15 protein-coding genes are annotated in these 13,810 nt (G+C 72.0%); 6 read left to right on the plus strand and 9 right to left on the minus strand.

Going from position 1 to position 13,810, the window contains the following annotated elements; translation table 11 throughout:
- Window positions 1–40: 40 nt before the first annotated feature.
- Window positions 41–406 carry a DUF6479 family protein gene (locus BLW82_RS03240; RefSeq protein WP_177232815.1) on the plus strand — a complete coding sequence of 122 codons (366 nt, stop codon included), beginning with the start codon at window positions 41–43 and terminating at the stop codon, window positions 404–406.
- 13 nt (window positions 407–419) lie between these two features.
- Here the strand turns inward: BLW82_RS03240 and BLW82_RS03245 are convergent, their stop codons facing one another.
- The 3 genes from BLW82_RS03245 to BLW82_RS03255 form a co-directional block, all read right to left on the minus strand.
- Window positions 420–875 carry an RpiB/LacA/LacB family sugar-phosphate isomerase gene (locus tag BLW82_RS03245; protein WP_093497373.1) on the minus strand — a complete coding sequence of 152 codons (456 nt, stop codon included), beginning with the start codon at window positions 873–875 and terminating at the stop codon, window positions 420–422.
- 10 nt (window positions 876–885) lie between these two features.
- Entirely contained in the window at window positions 886–1,809 is a 924-nt protein-coding gene (locus BLW82_RS03250) for an NAD(P)-dependent oxidoreductase (protein ID WP_093497374.1), read from the minus strand.
- A gap of 71 nt (window positions 1,810–1,880) precedes the next feature.
- Window positions 1,881–2,348, minus strand: coding sequence for a MarR family winged helix-turn-helix transcriptional regulator (locus tag BLW82_RS03255; RefSeq protein ID WP_305729041.1), 468 nt, complete (start codon window positions 2,346–2,348; stop codon window positions 1,881–1,883).
- A gap of 229 nt (window positions 2,349–2,577) precedes the next feature.
- Between BLW82_RS03255 and BLW82_RS03260 the strand changes: the two genes are divergently transcribed.
- On the plus strand, window positions 2,578–3,546 hold the full coding sequence (locus BLW82_RS03260; RefSeq protein WP_093497375.1) for an alpha/beta hydrolase: 969 nt from the start codon (window positions 2,578–2,580) through the stop codon (window positions 3,544–3,546).
- A 54-nt stretch (window positions 3,547–3,600) separates the two neighbouring features.
- Here the strand turns inward: BLW82_RS03260 and BLW82_RS03265 are convergent, their stop codons facing one another.
- Window positions 3,601–3,957 carry a 5-carboxymethyl-2-hydroxymuconate Delta-isomerase gene (locus tag BLW82_RS03265; RefSeq protein WP_093497376.1) on the minus strand — a complete coding sequence of 119 codons (357 nt, stop codon included), beginning with the start codon at window positions 3,955–3,957 and terminating at the stop codon, window positions 3,601–3,603.
- 387 nt (window positions 3,958–4,344) lie between these two features.
- On the opposite strand from BLW82_RS03265, the gene BLW82_RS03270 reads away from it, so the two are divergent.
- On the plus strand, window positions 4,345–5,163 hold the full coding sequence (locus BLW82_RS03270; protein WP_093497377.1) for a class I SAM-dependent methyltransferase: 819 nt from the start codon (window positions 4,345–4,347) through the stop codon (window positions 5,161–5,163).
- Window positions 5,164–5,178: 15 nt separating this feature from the next.
- On the opposite strand, the gene BLW82_RS03275 is transcribed toward BLW82_RS03270, so the two are convergent.
- A complete protein-coding gene (locus tag BLW82_RS03275; RefSeq protein ID WP_256215616.1) occupies window positions 5,179–6,606 on the minus strand; it encodes a Fic family protein in 1,428 nt (475 codons plus the stop codon).
- Between the two features lie 268 nt (window positions 6,607–6,874).
- On the opposite strand from BLW82_RS03275, the gene BLW82_RS44200 reads away from it, so the two are divergent.
- Complete coding sequence (locus BLW82_RS44200; protein ID WP_177232817.1) at window positions 6,875–7,753, plus strand: SCO2400 family protein; 879 nt, start codon at window positions 6,875–6,877, stop codon at window positions 7,751–7,753.
- A gap of 60 nt (window positions 7,754–7,813) precedes the next feature.
- Here the strand turns inward: BLW82_RS44200 and BLW82_RS03285 are convergent, their stop codons facing one another.
- From BLW82_RS03285 to BLW82_RS46165, 3 genes are all read right to left on the minus strand, one after another.
- Window positions 7,814–8,521 (minus strand): SDR family oxidoreductase, encoded by a 708-nt coding sequence (locus tag BLW82_RS03285; RefSeq protein ID WP_093497379.1) that lies wholly within the window; start codon window positions 8,519–8,521, stop codon window positions 7,814–7,816.
- A gap of 246 nt (window positions 8,522–8,767) precedes the next feature.
- Complete coding sequence (locus tag BLW82_RS03290) at window positions 8,768–9,607, minus strand: helix-turn-helix transcriptional regulator (RefSeq protein ID WP_093497380.1); 840 nt, start codon at window positions 9,605–9,607, stop codon at window positions 8,768–8,770.
- A gap of 268 nt (window positions 9,608–9,875) precedes the next feature.
- A complete protein-coding gene (locus tag BLW82_RS46165; RefSeq protein ID WP_143063634.1) occupies window positions 9,876–10,340 on the minus strand; it encodes a helix-turn-helix domain-containing protein in 465 nt (154 codons plus the stop codon).
- 315 nt (window positions 10,341–10,655) lie between these two features.
- On the opposite strand from BLW82_RS46165, the gene BLW82_RS03300 reads away from it, so the two are divergent.
- Together BLW82_RS03300 and BLW82_RS03305 are read left to right on the plus strand one after the other, a co-directional pair.
- Window positions 10,656–11,384 carry a hypothetical protein gene (locus BLW82_RS03300; RefSeq protein ID WP_093497382.1) on the plus strand — a complete coding sequence of 243 codons (729 nt, stop codon included), beginning with the start codon at window positions 10,656–10,658 and terminating at the stop codon, window positions 11,382–11,384.
- Window positions 11,381–12,613 (plus strand): hypothetical protein, encoded by a 1,233-nt coding sequence (locus tag BLW82_RS03305; protein WP_093497383.1) that lies wholly within the window; start codon window positions 11,381–11,383, stop codon window positions 12,611–12,613. The genes BLW82_RS03300 and BLW82_RS03305 overlap by 4 nt, the downstream gene beginning before the upstream one ends.
- A gap of 475 nt (window positions 12,614–13,088) precedes the next feature.
- Here BLW82_RS03305 and BLW82_RS03310 read toward each other — a convergent pair whose 3' ends face one another.
- Complete coding sequence (locus tag BLW82_RS03310; RefSeq protein ID WP_256216176.1) at window positions 13,089–13,799, minus strand: cyclase family protein; 711 nt, start codon at window positions 13,797–13,799, stop codon at window positions 13,089–13,091.
- Window positions 13,800–13,810: the final 11 nt, after the last annotated feature.

The raw sequence follows: 13,810 nt of genomic DNA on the forward strand, positions 1-13,810 counted from the left end.
CGTCCGGTTCGTGCCGTTCTGGGCGGGGTATCTCTTCGCTATGAGTACGGAACCGATGCAGCTTGCCGCTCCCAGCGGCCTACTGAGTCTCGCGCTCTTCGTGGTGGCCGTGGCCGTGCTGGCGATGCTCGCCGGGGGCTTCTGGCTGGGCAACCGGGTCAAGTACCGCGAGTCGCCCCGGCCGCGTCCCGAGGAGCAGCCGAAGCTGCCACCGGAGGGTGCTGTGCACGAGATCCGGGAGAACCGCGAGTCGGAGGAGATCCCGGTGATGCCCAAGGGCGGCCGTCCGCTCACCCCGTACGAACTCAGCAACCAGCAGACCAGGCCGAGCGCGTCGAAGGACCGGCCGCGCTGGAGCAAGGGCTCCAGCGGCTCGTTCGGCGGCGGCGGGCTCGGCGCCCACTGACACCCGACAGTCCCTAGACCGTCCCGCGGCCCGCGTCGAGGCGACCGACGTGGGCCACGTTCCCGAGGTCCTCGGCGTCCTGGCTCGGCGTGGCCGCGAACCAGGCGTCGAGGATTTCCTTGAGCACCGGCTGCGAGGTCAGCCGGAGCCCGACGGCGAGGACGTTGGCGTCGTTCCAGCGGCGGGCGCCGTCCGCCGTGTAGGCGTCGGCGCACAGGGCGGCGCGGACACCGGGCACCTTGTTGGCGGCGATCGAGGCGCCGGTGCCGGTCCAGCAGCACACCACGGCCTGGTCGGCGGTGCCGTCGGCGACGTCGCGGGCAGCCGCCTCCGAGCAGACGGCCCACTGCGCGTCCGCCCCGGGCGCCAGCGCGCCGTACGCGCGCACGTCGTGACCGCGGCGGCGCAGCTCCTCGACGAGGAGACGGGCGACGGGTTCGTCCATGTCGGAGGAGACGGAGATCCGCATGCCCCGGAGCCTAGCCGGTGACCGGCGGCGGCGCGGTGTCCGTGCGGGCCTCGATCGCGGTGAGGACCGAGGACATGTCGAGGCGGGCGTTGCCCAGCCGTACGCTCTCGCCGTAGAGCTCGCTGCTGAGGTCGAGCATGGGGGTGGCGATCCCGGCCGCGCGGGCCGCGTCGGCGATGAGCCGGGTGTTGGCGTAGGCGTCGGCGGTGGCGGCCTGGACGGTGAAGTCGTGGGCCGCGAGCATCGGGACCTTGACCCGGGTGATGCCGCTGCCCAGCTGGCCGGAGTCGATGACGGCGCGGAAGGTCTCGAGATCCAGGCCCTGCCGCTGGGCGAAGTGGACGGCCTCGGCCAGTGCCGCGAGCGTGGTGTCCAGGTAGAGGTTGACGGCCAGTTTCATGAGGACGCCGGAACCGGCCGGGCCGCAGTGGACGGTCTCCCGGCACATCGGGGCGAGCAGCGGCCGTACCTCCGCCACCGTGTCCGGGTCGCCGCCGAGCATCGCGACCAACTCGCCCGCCTCGGCCGGCTTGCGCGACCCGGAGACGGGCGCCTCGACGAAGCGGCCCCCGGCGGCCTCGACGTCGGCGGCGAGTGAGCGCGCGTACTCGGGTGCCGTCGAGCCCGTCGACACGACCACCCGGCCGGCGACCAGCTTGGCGAAATCCGGTCCGCGCCGGCCCAGGACGGCGTCCGTCACCGTCCCGTCGACGAGCATGACGAACACGACACGGGCGCGGGCGAAGACCTCCGCGACGGTCGCCGCCACCCGCGCCCCGGCCGCCCGCAGCGGCTCCGCCCGCTCCGGCGTCCGGTTCCACACGACGAGCGGGGTGCCGGCCCGGGCGAGGTTGAGCGCCATGGGCTGCCCCATCACCCCGAGCCCGACGAAGCCGTACACCGGGGCACCGGCGCTGCCGGTCGCTTGCGTCATCGTGACAACTCCTGGTCCCCGTGCGGTGGGTGCGGATCACCGGCACCGTGCGGCGCCGGTTGCGGGTGCCGTCAGCGGTCGGCGACGGGGCCGGAGACGTTCGCGGTGAGCAGGCGCAGCAACTGCTTGGCCGTGGCGTCCTGTTCGGGCGTCAGACCCATGGCGTCGCCGATGGCGACCGGGACGGAGCGGGCCCGGTCCCGGAGCCGGGCGCCGTCCGCGGTCAGCCGGATGGCGACGGACCGCTCGTCGTCGGGACGCCGTTCCCGGGTGACCAGGCCGCTCGCCTCCAGGCGCTTCAGCAGCGGGGAGAGCGTGCTCGACTCCAGTTGCAGCGCGGCGCCGAGTTCGCGCACGGACACCGAGTCCTGGTCCCAGAGGACGAGCATCACCAGGTACTGCGGATAGGTCAGCCCCAGCTCGTCCAGGAGCGGCCGGTAGCGCGCGGTCACCGCACGGGAGGCGGCGTACAGCGCGAAGCAGAGCTGGTCGTCGAGGAGCAGCGAGCCCTCGGCCGGCTCGGCGGCGGTGCGGTCCACGGGGCGGCTCCTGGTTCCTGCGGCATTCATGGCCTCGCACCACCTTAGCTTCCGGTCCCCTCGATCCCATGGAGCCCGAGCTCGTCGCATCCGATGACATCGGGCACCAGCAGATCGACCGAAAACAAGTAGCGCACGACTTAATCGCACGCTACTCTCTTTCTCGTGCCGCCGCCCCGGTGATCGCCACCGGCCTTTCGCATGCGGCACCCGAACCGAGGAGGCCGTCATGACCGACGCCACGCCCGTCCGCCCCGTCCTCGAACCCGCCGCGCAGGCCTTCGTCGAGGCCACCGCCAACCCGCCCTACCTCTTCGACCTCGCTCCCGCCGAGGGCCGCAAGGCCGTCGACGAGGTCCAGTCCGGCGACATCGCCAAGCCCGCCGTCGACGAGGAGTGGATCACCGTGGAGGGCGGCCCCACCGGCAGCGTCCGCGCCCGCATCGTCAAGCCCGCCGGCACCACCGCCACGCTGCCCGTCATCCTCTACATCCACGGCGCCGGCTGGGTCTTCGGCAACGCCCACACCCACGACCGCCTCGTCCGCGAACTCGCCACCGGCGCCAACGCCGCCGTCGTCTTCCCCGAGTACGACCTCTCCCCCGAGCACCGCTACCCCGTCGCCATCGAGCAGAACTGGGCCGTCGCACAGTGGGTCGTCACCCACGGCGCCACCAAGAACCTCGACGCCACCCGCATCGCGGTCGCCGGCGACTCCGTCGGCGGCAACATGAGCGCCGCCCTCACCCTGATGGCCAAGGAACGCGGCGGCCTCCCCCTGCTCCAGCAGGTCCTCTTCTACCCGGTCACCGACGCGAACTTCGACACCGCCTCCTACCACCAGTTCGCCACCGGCTACTTCCTGCGCCGCGACGGCATGCAGTGGTTCTGGGACCAGTACACGACCGACCAGGCCGAACGCGCCCAGATCACCGCCTCCCCGCTGCGCGCCACCACCGAACAGCTCACCGGCCTGCCCCCGGCCCTCGTCATCACCGGCGAGGCCGACGTCCTGCGCGACGAGGGCGAGGCCTACGCCAACAAGCTCCGCGAAGCCGGCGTCCCCGTCACCGCCGTCCGCTTCCAGGGCATCATCCACGACTTCGTCATGCTCAACGCCCTGCGCGAGACCCACGCCGCCGAAGCCGCCATCGACCTCGCCGTACGCGCCCTGCACACGGCCCTCCACACCAGCTGACGTCACTCCGCCGGACGCGCGGCGTCCGGCGTCCGGGGGCACGTCGAGCGCGGCTCAGAAGGTCCGGAGGCGGTACGAGCCGTCCAGCTCACGCACCTCCACGGAGCAGACCACGGGAGGGGTCGCGCCCACCCCCAGGTGCTTCTCCAGCAGGGCGAGCACGTCCTCGGACAACTGGGCCCTGACCGTGTCGGGCCGCCCGGGGAGCAAGCCCACCTCCACGTGCACGAACGCCGCCGCGTCGCCCTGCCGGTCCGCCACCCGGGCCCCGGCCGCCTGCCGGAACAGCATCTTGCAGGTGCCCGCCGAACCGCTCCCCTCCAGAACCGCCGGCTGCAGCTCGGCCGCGAAGACCCGCAGGTCGAGGGAGTCGGCGAGCCGCGGGGAGTAGTCGACGGTGATGTGCGGCATGGCGACCCTGATCCTCTTGACCCGTGGGCTACCCCGACCGTGTTCCGCTGTGACGGTCACCCCCGGCACGACTCGTGTGCTCGTGTGCGGCGAAGTCAGTTGTATCAGCCGTCGATCTGCCGGAGATCCGGCGGAGGGGGGCCGACCGGTCAGGACGTCCGGCGGGCCGCGGACCAGGTGCTCGCCCCTTCGGCCGCTCGCACGGCGCGCCTCGGCCGTGCGGGCGGTCGGCGGTGCAGGATCGGTGGGGGCGCACCGCCCGGGAGCGGGCCGTTGTGCCCCCACCCCCTCCACCACCTGCGAAGGCCCGGCGATGAGACTCTTCGACGCCCCGCTGTTCCCGCTGTCCCGGTCCGACGGCGGTCCCGGCGTCCGCCGGGTGGCGGTGTGACCGCCGCGCCGGGCGGCGGCCGCTACGGCGAGGCCGTCTTCCGTCCCGACCAGGCCGGCGAGGACCGGCGCATCGACCTCGGCGCCCTCGTCTACGACGACATCACCATGGCACGGCTGCGGGCGCTCGGCGTCGGGCCGGGGTGGCGTTGCCTCGACGTGGGGGCCGGCACGGGCACCGTCTCCGGCCGGCTGCTCGACGAGGCCGGGGTGCGGAGCGTGCTCGCCGTGGACCGCGACGTACGGTTCCTCGCCGAGCGGCCCGGTCTCGACGTGCTGGAGACCGACATCACCGCGGGCCTCACCGCCCCGGCCCTCGTCCCCGGCCGGTTCGAGCTCGTCCACGCGCGCTTCGTGCTGATGCACCTGCCCGAGCACGAGCGGGTGATCTCGGCGCTCGCCGAACTCGTCGCGCCCGGCGGTGTGCTGGTGCTCGGCGACGCCGTCGACCTGACGAGCGACCGAACCCCCGACACGCCGTACACCACGGCGATGCGGGCGATGTGGCAGGGGCTGCGGGCCACCATCGGCACGGACGTGTCGTGGGTACCGTCGTATCCGCAGCTGCTGCGCGGGGCGGGGCTCGGGTCCGTGGCCGCCGAGATCCACGTGCCGCCGTTGCTGCCGGGCAGCCCCGTCAACCGCTTCTGGGCGGACACCTGGGAGCGGAGCCGGGCGGCGATGCTCGGCACCGGCCTGGCGGACGACGCGGCCGTGGACGCGGCGATCCGGTACCTGGACGCCGAGGAGTGTGCCGCGCTGTCGGCCGGCCTGCTCACCGCCTGGGGCTGGAAGGCCGGCGAGGGCGCCCCCTGATCGGGGGCGACCCGGTCAGGAGGCCGGGCCGGCGGCCCCGCGCCGGGTCTCCGCGAGGTGGAGGTCGACGTAGTTGGTGAGCGTCAGGGCGTCCCGAGGCTGATCGGCCTGGAAGGTGAACCGGCGGAGCAGGCTGACGCCGTCGAGCGCGACGCCCTCGCGGGCGAGGACGAAGACCAGGGCGAGGAAGGCGGCGCGGGCGTTCCCGTCGTCGAAGGGGTGGAAGAAGCAGACGTCGAGGAACGCGCGGGCGGCACGGGCCGCCAGCCGAAGCGACGCACCGGCGTCCTCGGCGCTCCCGGCACGCTCGGCGCTCCCGGCACTTCCGCCGTTCCCCGTACTCCCGGCGCTTTCCGCCAGGCAGGCGTCGAGGCGGGCCCGGGTGTCCGGGGCGATGCCGTAGCGTTCCCGGCCCTGTTTGGCGAAGGCGGGCAGGGTGCGGAACGCGGGCGGTCGTGCGGTGCCCAGGACGTGCTGCTGCCAGCTCTGGAGCAGCGCGAAGTCGAGGGGCGCGCCGTGTGCCGCGTCGGCCCTGAGCCGTTCGAGCGCGGTGAGCAGTCCCCCGGCGCGGGCGGGATCCAGGGCGTGGTCGAAGACGCGGATGTCCTCGGCCGCGCCGTCGCGCACCGGAGTCACCGGTCCTTCCCCGCCGCGGTCGGAGGCTTCCTGCCAGGGCACGGTCTCGCGTACCGCGAGCCACCGTGCCAGGTGGTCGATGCCCGGACCGGCGGCCTGCCGCGGTCCGCGGGACTGCGGCAGCGACCGTGCGAGCCGCTCGGCTATGTCGTCGACCAGCACGTTGTCGAGACTGGTCCAGCTGCGGAACCGGCCGCCGACCGCCTCGTCCACGAGATCGCGGGCGTGGTCCGGTGCGAATCCCCAGCGGTCGAGGAACCAGCCGAGCACCTGCGCGCAGTGCCCGTACCAGCCGCTGCCGCAGCCGGTGCGGTCGACGACCTGGAGGATCAGGTTCCGGGCGGCGCGTTCCCACAGGATCCGCTGGTCCTCGATGCCTGCCGGATCCAGCGGGTACGCGTCGAACCGCCCGGCGAGACTCTCCAGCCACTCCCGCCACTCGCACAGCGCGGCGACGACGCGGTCGAGTGTCTCCTCGGGGGTGGTGATCGAGTCCCGGGGGCAGCACCAGCTCCCGACGGGCCCGCCGTCGAGGTCCCCTTCGTCATGCGCCCAACGCCAGCCCACGGCCCAGCGGCCGTAACGCTCCATCAGGGCGTACGACATGGAACTCGCCCAGAGATCGCCCTCGCCGTGGCTCCAGGTGCTCATCGCCGGATCCACCCGCGACACGTCAGGAGGGCTCGGGACACATCGCGCCGGACCCAGCGAGCGCACCTCCTGCGCCGCCGCCGTGTGGTCGAACGGATGACGGGCGGGGTCCACCTCGTCCCAGGACAGGTCGAACGGCCACAGCACGGATCTCACCGCGCAAGCTTCCACGGCCGTCCGGCGACCGGGCAACCGAATTCACCGGGGCCTTCCGCCCCGCGGTCCGGTCTCCCGGGCGGAGCCCCCGGCGCCGTCCGAACCGGGCTGTGCGCGAACGCGGACGGCATCTGCGCAGAAGCGACACACAGGCTGCACACCGCCTGGCCAAAGGCTCGCTACCGTTCTGGCCGTTCGATCCCACGTGCGATCGAGTTCAGGCCACGGCGCAGGATGCCGCCGGCGCAGTCAGATCAGGAAGACGCGGATGGACTACTGCTCCTCGTGCCGTCGGCACCTCAACGGCGCCTTGGCGTGCCCCGGTTGTGGCGCCTACGCCCCGGACATCGTCGCGCGCGCCGTCCCGGCACCGGCACCGGTGCCGACCGACGCAGCGGCCTGGCAGGCGGCCCCGGTCGGCACCGCGTGGTCCGACGGCACCGGTTGGTCCGACGACACCGCGCTGTCCGGCCCGGACGAGTACGCCGAAGAGGACGCGGAGGACCGGTACGACGGGCCCGAGGGCCCGTACGACGGCCCCGACGCGGTACCGCCCGCACCACAGGGCCGGGCGGCCCGGCGCCGTCAGCGGGCCCGCTGGAAGAAGAACCAGCGACGTGCCGTGGTGGCCACCGCGGTCGCCCTGGTCGGCGGCGGGCTGACCGTCGCCTCCATGGACCGGCAGGGCGGCGACCGGGCCCAGGCGGCCACGGCCCCCGACAACCGGCCCATGGGCCTCGTCGACGAGCCGGCCACCGACACCGGCCAGGCGGCGTCGGTGCCGACCGGGCGCCACCGGGCCCCGGACGGCACGTCCTCCGCCCGCACGGCGCTCGCGAACGCCCCACGGGAGCAGAGCACCGGCCTGCCTCACGCCACGGCGACGCCCGGTCAGGACGCCGCCACCTCGCCGGCCCGCACGGCGGCCTCGGCCGCCGCCCAGCCGTACTCCGCCGCCGCGCTCTCCGGGACCACCACCGGCACGGCGGCCGAGCCGACGGCCACACCCACCGCCATCGCCAGCACGTCCACCGGCACTGGCGCTGGCACCAGCACCGGTACAGGCACCTCGGCACCGTCGGCCGCCCCCGCACCGACCCCGACCTCGCCGTCGCACCTCTGCCTGCTGGTGATCTGCCTCGGCTGACCGGCGGCGGGGCGCTGCCGTCCGTGAAGGGGAGCGCGCCCCGGCCGGTTCAGCCGTGACTCACCAGGGGAGCCGGCCGTTGACGTCGAAGTAGCCGCCGGTCGGTCCGTCCGGACCGATCTGCGCCATCCTGACGATGATCTCGGCGCCCTGTTCCACGGTCTGGGTGCCCGTGTTGCCGTTCAGGTCCGTCTTGGTGAAGCCGGGCTCGACGGAGTTGATCCGCAGGGCCGGGAACGCCTTGGCGAACTGCACGGTGAGCATGTTGACCGCGGTCTTGGACGTCGGGTAGGCGATGCCCGGGTAGAAGTGCGCGGGGTGGTCGGGGTCGGAGAGTGCCGTCAGTGAGGCGAGGCCGCTGCTGACGTTGACCACGACCGGTGCCGCCGAGCGCTCCAGCAGGGGCAGGAAGGCGTGCAGGACGCGGACCACACCGAAGACGTTGGTCTCGAAGGTGTTGCGCATCTGGTCGGCGGTCACGGTCCTGGCCGTGGGGACGCTGTTGTCCGCGTTCCGGGTCTCGATCCCGGCGTTGTTCACCAGGACGTCGAGGCCGCCGTCGGCCTCGATCCGCTGGGCCGCGGCCTCGACCGAGGCGTCGTCGGTGACGTCGAGCAGGACGAACCGGGCGCCCAGTTCCTCGGCGGCCCGGCGTCCGCGCTCGGCGTCCCGGGCTCCGATGTACACGGTGTGACCTGCGGCGATGAGCTGGCGGGCGGTTTCGTGTCCGATGCCCTTGTTGGCTCCGGTGATCAGTGTTGTCGTCATGCCTCAAGACTGCTCCCGGGCCACGGGAGCAGCCAGAAGACCCTTCTTCCTGGGACTGCGGGTACCACCGACGCACCTCTCCGGCCTGGGCCTACTGAGGCTGAAACGGCTGTGATTTCGTGTAGGCATGCCGGCCGCCGCCCTGCTGCCGGACCCAGGAACGCCGGACGGTCGAAGATCGAGTCCATGCCGACGTGGGACGTCGTCATGACGGCATCCGGCTGAGTAGGTCTTCGGAGCGTCGGTTCAGTGCAGCGTCTGTGCGCCGATCACGGACAGAACCTGCAGCTTCTCGTAGCTCTCCGTGCCGGGGACGGCGGTGTAGACCATCAGGGAGTGGGCCTGGTCCGGATCGATCAGGTGCTGGCAGTTCAGCTCCAGGGCACCGACCTCGGGGTGAACGAAGTGCTTGACCTCGCGCGGGCGGATCCCGATCTCGTGGTCGTCCCACACCCGCCGGAACTCTTCGCTGGAGTCCAGGAGCAGATCCGCCAGATATGCGGCTCGGGAGTCGGGACCCCGGAGGGTGACGATCCCGCGCAGGCCTGCGGCGTACATCCGGGTCATGAACGCGTGCTGCTCCGGAGCGTACAGGTCTCGGGCGCTCGGGTCGGTGAACCACCGGTAGCCAGAGCTGCGAGCAGGACCGGTGTACTGCGTCGTGTCGCCGGTGAGGGCGACGCCCATCGGTGTCTGCCGCAAGGTCTCGCCGAGCTCGGTGACGATCTCCGCGGGCGTGTCCTGCAGTCGGTCCAGAACACGCAGCAGCCCGGGACTGATGTGCTCACTGGAGCTGCCACGGGGCGGCGGGTTGTGCCCGGCCAGCCGGAACAGGTGGTCACGCTCGTCTACGGAAAGGTGGAGTCCCTGGGCGATCGAGGCGAGCATCTGCGGTGAGGGCTGCGGACCACGCTCGCGCTCCAGACGGGCGTAGTAGTCGGCTGACATGTTGCACAGCGCCGCGACCTCCTCGCGCCGTAGCCCGCTGGTTCTGCGGCGCCGTCCCCGAGGCATGCCGACGTCCTCCGGCTGTAGTGCCTCGCGACGGTTGCGGAGAAAGCCGGCCAGCCCTGGGCGATCGATCATGACGCTCCCCTTTCCGAGAGTTGCCGGCTTCTCCGTGCTGCTTCACTTCTATCGTCCGTGCATGGGCGTATCCACGGCCTGTCGATCCCCCTTTACGACGCGCGTCGTCGTGTCAGGGCACGGTCGACGGGCCTTCCCGCGCGCGGCGGAGCAGGCGTTGCCGACGCGCCCTGCGGGCCACCGGCTCACGTCAGCCGTCGGGGAAGCGAACCTGTGTGACCCCTTGGGAGACCTGGCGCAGAGCCTTTACCCCGGATCTTGAACACGCCTATGCGGCTCGGGCCAGGGGAGTTGATGCCGTTTGGAAAGCGTTCGCACAAGCGATCGGTGATCGCCGCCCGAGGCGGGAGTGTCGGCGTCTGGTGTTGTACCGGGTCAGCCAGGCACAAGGCGTCAATCCGGGCCTCACGCGCCTCTCTTGAAGCTGGCGTTGAACGAGCCGGCGGCGCCATGGTCCGCGCCGGACCCGAGTCCGCCCATACTCTGTCGCACCCCTGCCGACCTGCGGACTTGGGCGATTGACCACCAGGCCGCCGTCCGCGCGGAGTTCCGCGGTGATCCTCGGGGCACCGTAGGTGCCGTCGGAGTTCTGGTGAACCTTGCGTATCCGGTCCGCGCGTTCGGCCACGGTCGTTTGCCGGGCTACCCGCGCGGCCGCCGTGCGGCGCCAGAACAAACACCGGGATAGATGACCAACGAGGCCCCCGAGCAGCATGGTCGGGACGTCAGACATGTCGATCAACGGCCCGGCGGCCTCGCCCGTTGCGCTTCATGGACCGTCACGTGATCGGCGGTCAGTTCGGAGAAGGTCAGTGATGGGGATGTTGTGTGCCTGTCCAACTCGATCCCTGTCCAACGCTACTTGGCGTCTACACTGAGCCCGGACACCGTCGGCTCTTCGGGGGAACGGACGATGGACGGCGTGACGAGAGCAACACCGGAACCCGCACCGGACTCGGGAACTGATCCGGCTCCGACACAACCCGACTCGCCGGAGCCTCGGCCGCCCGAGCCAGAGCCGGGGGGATCGCCACCTCGCCCATCCCTGTTGCGGCGCCTGCGTACCCTCAGCGCCGAGAACAAGATCGCGTTCGCGGGGGTGCTGATCAGCCTCGTCGGCCTCGCAGTTCCCCTCGTCATACAGCTGGCACAGGCCATGTCCCGGGGCGACGAGCTGTCCCTGCAGATCACTCCCGTGAACGACGTCTGCAACGACAGTTGGATGGTCAGCGACGGGAGCAGAGAACTGGAACCGCGTCTCCAGACGGCCGCCGACGACCAGCTCGTCCGCTGGATCCGCGAGGGCCGAATCGTGCGCCTGGACCGTGCGGTCGCCAGAGTCACGCTGTTCGGAGCGGGAGATCGCCCGGTTCGGCTCCAGGACGTATCGTTCACGGTCACCCGCCGCGCCGCCCCGGTACACGGTGTGAAGATGGTGCCTCCCGGCGGCTGTGGTGCCGGCGGCCCGGAGCCACCCGGTGCCGTGGCCGTGAACCTGGATGCGATCGCCGTCGGCCGCACCGTGTCGCTCGACACCCTGAAGGCCAGCCCCCGGCAGCGGGAGGCCAGGACCGCCGCACTCCACTACGGCCAACCACTGGATCTCCCCGCCACCCTGCCCACCCAGGACTACTACACGTTCTACGTCGTCGGCCTCACCGACCGCTACGACTGCTCCTGGCGGGCGACCCTCACCTGGTGGGACGGCGACAAGCAGCACCGGACCACCGTCGGCGACCACAGCGGCGACTTCCGTGTGACGGCGGAAGCCCGGTGACCGCCTCGGCGCCCACCGCGTCCCGGACCACCCCCGCTGCCGCACCCCGCATTCGCCGTCTCCTGCTGCCGGCCTGTGCGGCGGTCGTCCTCGTCCACGTCTGCGGAACCCTGCCCGTGCAGACCGACTGGGCCGCCCGGTACGGCGTAGGCGGCCACCCCGACGGCGTCCTCGACGCGCTGCGGCTGATCACCGTCTCGCCGGTGTGGTTGGAGCGAGCGGAGACGGGTGTGGAGGCGATGGCCCAGGAGGCACTGTGGCTGACGCTGTTCCTGGCCCAACTCTGCCTGGGCTCGGCTCTGTTCCTGCGCAGGCTGGGCACACCGCGCACGGTTCCCCTGCTGAGTGTCTGGGTCCTTCCCACGCTGGCGCCGATGGCCCACCTGATCGCGCTGCTGCTGACGGGAATCCCCCGGCTCGCCGCCTACACCACCGGTGGGGAGGCCCTCGCGCAGACCATCCAGCAAGGCCGTGAAGGAACCCAGCACGCCCTGCTGCTGGGGCTGGCCGGCGGGCTCACCGCGGCGGTGGCGGGCTCCCTGGCCGCCCGGGGGCCCGGCACACCGAACACGTCCCCTCGCCGTCTGCTGCGGTATGCCGCGGCCCAGCTGCGAGGTCCCGCCCCCACGCTGGCGCGCAGGATCGGCATGGCCGTGGCGGCCGGGCTCCTGTGCTGTCTCCTGATCACGTTCTTCGACTCGCAGCCGGTGCGGGACGCGGTCCGCCTGCCGGCCACGCCCTGGTGCGCCGGTGCCCACGTCCCGTCCGACTGCACCGCCCGTATCGCCTACATCGCCCTCGCCGGCCTGCCGGACCGCGGCGACGCGGCTGCGACCGCGCTCTGGAGCGTCTTCCCCCTGATCCGCGCCTATGCATACCTGGCCTGTTTCTGCGTGGCGGTGATCGTCGCCTACCTGCTGCGCACCCTCCCCGGCCTACGCGCCCGCCACAGCCCGCTGCCCCTGGTGTTCCTGCGCACCTGGGCCACGTATCTCGCCGGGAGCGCCCTCTACGGCGCTGTCCTGGCGGCCGCGATCGCGCTCTATCGCAACGGGACGCACGGACTCGCCGCAAGGGACTCCCTGGTGCTCGCCCACTTCCTGTACTCGCCCGGCATCGACCACGCCCTCCTCGCCGCCCCCGCCGCGGCTGCTCTGACCACCCTCATCGTGGGCCTGGTCCGGCGCGCCGCCCGAGGCCGACTCACCCGCCCGTCCACGGAAACGTGACTGGCCGTCACACCAGCCCCGCCGAAGGATGTACGAGCCGTGGACGTCACCGACAGCTCCTGGCCCGGACGCGCTACTGTCGCCGTGACCCGGCCACGCCCTTCCGCCAGGATCAGGCGACGGTGACAGCCCTGCAGAATCAGGCCGCCTGTCTCCACAACGCCTGACTCCGGGCAGGAACCGCCGGAAGGTCGGGCCCAGGCCCGGCTGAAGTCCGCGACGTGGATCGCGGACTTCTTACCTGTTCGTCGAAGAGTTCGGCGACCGCCGCTGAACGCGGCACGCCGCCGCACGCGTTGTGCACCGTCACCGGTGGACGGCTGACCCTGCCCCGGGGGCTTGAAAACGTGCCGGGGCAGGGTGAGAGGCAAGCTGGGCCAGAACCGGTGATCTGCGTCGTTCCATAACGGACCGCTGATGCGATGTCGCGACGACCTGGTAGAGGGAGGTCATCGAGACTGGACCCGACCGCGCCTCAGAACATCGCGATGGGGTTGACCGGTACTCCGGTCAGGCCGTGGATGCGGGGCGGGGCGACCGTGAGCAGGAAGCTGTAGCGCTTCAGCCGCGCGCACAACACCGCGAGGTCATCCAATTGGGGCACGTCGATCAGAGGCATCGCCATCCGGCCGAGCGCCACCCCGTGCAGCGGGGAGGGTTCGGCCGGGTTCAGGGGTGGGTGTGCGTCACCCCTGTCCGGGGCGACGATGGCAACCCCTCGGCGGTGCATCCACCGCACCGCGTCCATGCTGATTCCCGGGCTCGGTGGGTCGTGAGGCGCGCGTCCGGTCCAGCCGAGTCGGACCACCAGCGCGTCCCCGGAGCCCACCTGGGCTCCCTGCCGCTTCTCGGCCTGTTCGAAGTCGTGTGACGTCACCGCGTAGCCGGGGGGAAGTGGTCCTTCGACGGCCAGATCGAGCAGGACCCCACGGGGGGCTATCCCGGCGGCGAAAGCAGCCGTCGATGCGTGCGTGATCCCGACGGGGGTGACGACCTGCTCCCTCGGCCGGCCCGGATAGACCTGGCCGTCGGTCGACCAGTGGGCGAGCGCGTCGAGGTGCGTCGACTTCCAGTGGTGGTTGTGGACCACCGCCAGATCGGCTGCCACTGGTCCACCAGTGTGGGACACCATCTGCTGCACCGGCGATACGTCTACCGTCTCGGGCGAGAATGGGCTGAAGAACATCGCGCTCGGCG

This window comes from Streptomyces sp. Ag109_O5-10, from assembly GCF_900105755.1.
In the GTDB taxonomy this organism is placed as follows: Bacteria; Actinomycetota; Actinomycetes; order Streptomycetales; family Streptomycetaceae; genus Streptomyces.

Excerpts from the sequence above, each read along its gene's own strand:
- BLW82_RS03250 (WP_093497374.1), bottom strand. The coding sequence starts at position 1,809 with ATGACGCAAGCGACCGGCAGCGCCGGTGCCCCGGTGTACGGCTTCGTC.
- BLW82_RS03245 (WP_093497373.1), bottom strand. The coding sequence starts at position 875 with ATGCGGATCTCCGTCTCCTCCGACATGGACGAACCCGTCGCCCGTCTC.
- BLW82_RS03265 (WP_093497376.1), bottom strand. The coding sequence starts at position 3,957 with ATGCCGCACATCACCGTCGACTACTCCCCGCGGCTCGCCGACTCCCTC.
- BLW82_RS03260 (WP_093497375.1), top strand. The coding sequence starts at position 2,578 with ATGACCGACGCCACGCCCGTCCGCCCCGTCCTCGAACCCGCCGCGCAG.
- BLW82_RS03310 (WP_256216176.1), bottom strand. The coding sequence starts at position 13,799 with ATGTTCTTCAGCCCATTCTCGCCCGAGACGGTAGACGTATCGCCGGTG.
- BLW82_RS03240 (WP_177232815.1), top strand. The coding sequence starts at position 41 with ATGAGTACGGAACCGATGCAGCTTGCCGCTCCCAGCGGCCTACTGAGT.
- BLW82_RS03290 (WP_093497380.1), bottom strand. The coding sequence starts at position 9,607 with ATGATCGATCGCCCAGGGCTGGCCGGCTTTCTCCGCAACCGTCGCGAG.
- BLW82_RS46165 (WP_143063634.1), bottom strand. The coding sequence starts at position 10,340 with ATGTCTGACGTCCCGACCATGCTGCTCGGGGGCCTCGTTGGTCATCTA.
- BLW82_RS44200 (WP_177232817.1), top strand. The coding sequence starts at position 6,875 with ATGGACTACTGCTCCTCGTGCCGTCGGCACCTCAACGGCGCCTTGGCG.
- BLW82_RS03285 (WP_093497379.1), bottom strand. The coding sequence starts at position 8,521 with ATGACGACAACACTGATCACCGGAGCCAACAAGGGCATCGGACACGAA.